Consider the following 3018-nt stretch of genomic DNA (forward strand, 5'->3'; position numbering starts at 1 on the left):
TTTTTCTACAAACAATAGCAGCCAGCAATTAAATTATCTTGGTATAGACAGTAATACGCAAAAAAATGCTTGGATAATGGATGTCAAGAATGAAAAAAATAAAGAAATAGGCTACGTCGATTCGGTTGATTTAGATGAGGTGGGGGCTTTTTTCCACAAAATAGTGTTAAAGAAAACCGGTCTGAGCAGATTAAAGCGGGTACTCAATAGACAATCAGGTAACCCGCTATCTTTTACCCAAGTGAGTACAGAAGAAAATGGCTATCTAAAAGCGACCACCACTGAAGGTCTATTATTGCAAATAAAAAAAGCGAATGGATTTTTTGACATGTCCTTATTGGGAATAACGCTCCCTTTTATTTCTATACAGACCGTTAATACCGCAGAGATTAAACAGCAGATTAAAAACATCATTCAATATTATCACTATCCTGAATTACTACGGGTGAAAATAAAAAAAGATATACAGGGTTGGTATCACACGAAAAAAGATAAATTGTTTATGCCAGCTGAAGTCAATGAGTGGGGTATTAAGACAATCTACAATCTTGATCACTATCTTGGTTTTAATAACCAAACCCATTGTGCTTATTTCACTAACAATGATGAAAATAATGCTAACTTAATCAAGATAAATCAAAACGAAGAAATTGAAAATATTCTCTTGAAGAAGGGAAGGCTGTACCAACGAACGAATTCTTTACTTATTCTGGATAGTGATACGGCGACCCAGCTTGCTGATGATGAATATGTTAACGTTGATGTACCGGCTTTACTGATAACTACCCCGTTTGATCAACCTAAAAATGCCTCTTTTACTTTCCAGGCCGAAAAATTTCGCTACCCGGTGATCTATCTTGAGCATGGCAATGCAGGAACTCTGCGATGTATCATGCCTGCGGGTAGCCAGCCAGAAAGCCTATTTATTGCTAGAAAATTTAAATTTCTCTGTTTATTTGTTAAAAATAACCTCTTTGTGGTGAATCATTCTTTTGTCCCTACCGACGATAACTCTAGCCAACGTTTACAGCTCGTATTCGAAGGGCTTGAAATGCCTGTTCAAGGTTTATCAAAACATTACATTGCTATCCCCCGTGATCCTTTGGTAACCGATGACAGTGCTGTTATTGATGTCATCATCACTATTCATCAATTGGTAAAATACTACATAGAACAGGCCAGCGCAGAGACAAGGGATGGTCATGTGATGATCCCTTTGCCTCGATTAGTGGCTTAACCCTTCGCCTTTGAAGCCGCCGCGTTGTTGGCTGCGGGTGCTCGCCGAATCACGTAGTATGTCTACGCTCATCGGTCTCACACCCTGGCCGCCTAGCGGCAACTTCAAAGACGAAGGGTATATCCCGATATTTTCGATAAATTACCTGTCAACAATAGGAGACAACGTTATGTATTTTCGATTAATGACCTTATTTATTATAATACTAACCGGTTTTTTATTTTATTATCAAGGAAGATGCCTTTATCAAGAAAAACATTATCAAAAAGAAATTGCTGAAAAAAATAATATTATTACAACGTTAAATGAGGATCTTCTTGCTACAACAAAAAATATTAAAAAAATGAAAGACCAACAACAAATCATTACTGCCACAGATAAAAAATATACAGAGGAATTAGCCCATGCAAAAGCTCATATTGAGCGCTTACGCTTCGCTCTTATTAATGGCGATAAGCGGTTGCGCCTCAACGCCCGCTGTGATCTGTCCACAGCTCCCCCAGCCACCGAGATGGATGATGCTACCGCCCCCCGACTTTCTAACACCGTTGAATGGAATTATTTCAGTCTCAGAGAACACATAGCGACGGCGACAATACAGATCGCCGGGTTACAGGATTACATCAATAACGTGTGTCTTGCCAAATAATCATTTTTATAAAAATATGACAGTGTTGGTGGTATTTTTTATAAATTATTATTTTAAATAAAGCTAAATTGACGTTGATTAATTGAATATATCACTAATATTATTAAGTTAATTAAAATAAAATCTTTAATAGACCGCTTTCAAAGAATATAAAAAATAATCGCTCTGCTCTGTTACCACAACAGAGTTCTGCTATGCTAGTGTCTATTTTTTTAGGCAAATTCGAGGAATACAGGATGAGCAAAAAATTCTGCGAACAGAGTACCCCTCACCTGCTACGAGCACAGGTTTCAACCATACTTAGTCATTTTACGCATCCAACATTGAAAAAAAATTTGCATGAACTGAATGCCATCGATTACCTCGTTTTACTCGATAATGTATTACATATTGAATTGACGATGCCTTTTGTATGGCACTCTGCTTTTAACTTATTGAAAGAGCAAACCACTGAGCAATTGCAATTAGCTACCGGGGCTACAGCTATTGACTGGCGACTTTCACATAATTTTGCAACGCTACGCAGAGTCAACAACCTACGAGGTATCACAGGGATCCGTAATATTCTGGCCGTTAGCTCTGGTAAAGGCGGTGTCGGCAAATCTAGTACTGCGATCAATTTAGCTTTAGCTTTACAAAAAGAAGGGGCAAAAGTAGGTATTTTGGATGCTGATATTTATGGCCCATCGGTGCCTAAAATGTTAGGCACTAGCGGTGAACGACCGATATCGCCAGATGGTAAGCACATGACCCCGGTAATGGCGCATGGGTTAGCGAGCAATTCTATTGGTTATCTAATGACGGATGAAAACGCGACGGTTTGGCGTGGGCCGATGGCCAGTAAAGCGCTAATGCAGATGCTGCAAGAGACCTTATGGCCTGATGTAGATTATCTGGTAATCGATATGCCGCCAGGTACCGGTGATATCCAATTAACCCTCGCACAAAATATTCCGGTCACGGGGGTGTTAGTCGTTACCACGCCACAAGAGATCGCTTTGGTTGATGCTGTAAAAGGGATTATGATGTTTCAAAAAGTACAGATCCCAGTATTAGGTATTATCGAAAATATGAGTGGACATGTTTGCCCTCATTGTGATCATTTAGAGCCTATTTTTGGCAGTGGTGGAGC

3 protein-coding genes are annotated in these 3018 nt (G+C 39.3%); all 3 read left to right on the forward strand.

All coding sequences use genetic code 11. The features are described 5' to 3' along the window. Positions 1 to 1237, forward strand: a 1237-nt coding sequence (locus tag REG_RS13550; RefSeq protein ID WP_039908604.1) for a hypothetical protein, incomplete at its 5' end; no start/stop codon positions are given. Positions 1238 to 1406: 169 nt separating this feature from the next. Further along, positions 1407 to 1886 (forward strand): lysis protein, encoded by a 480-nt coding sequence (locus REG_RS12330; protein ID WP_006705414.1) that lies wholly within the window; start codon positions 1407 to 1409, stop codon positions 1884 to 1886. Between the two features lie 236 nt (positions 1887 to 2122). Then, on the forward strand, positions 2123 to 3018 hold an 896-nt coding region (apbC, locus tag REG_RS09370; protein WP_039908606.1), incomplete at its 3' end, for an iron-sulfur cluster carrier protein ApbC.

The sequence above is a fragment of the Candidatus Regiella insecticola LSR1 genome (genome assembly GCF_000143625.1).
Taxonomy (GTDB): Bacteria; Pseudomonadota; Gammaproteobacteria; order Enterobacterales; family Enterobacteriaceae; genus Regiella; species Regiella insecticola.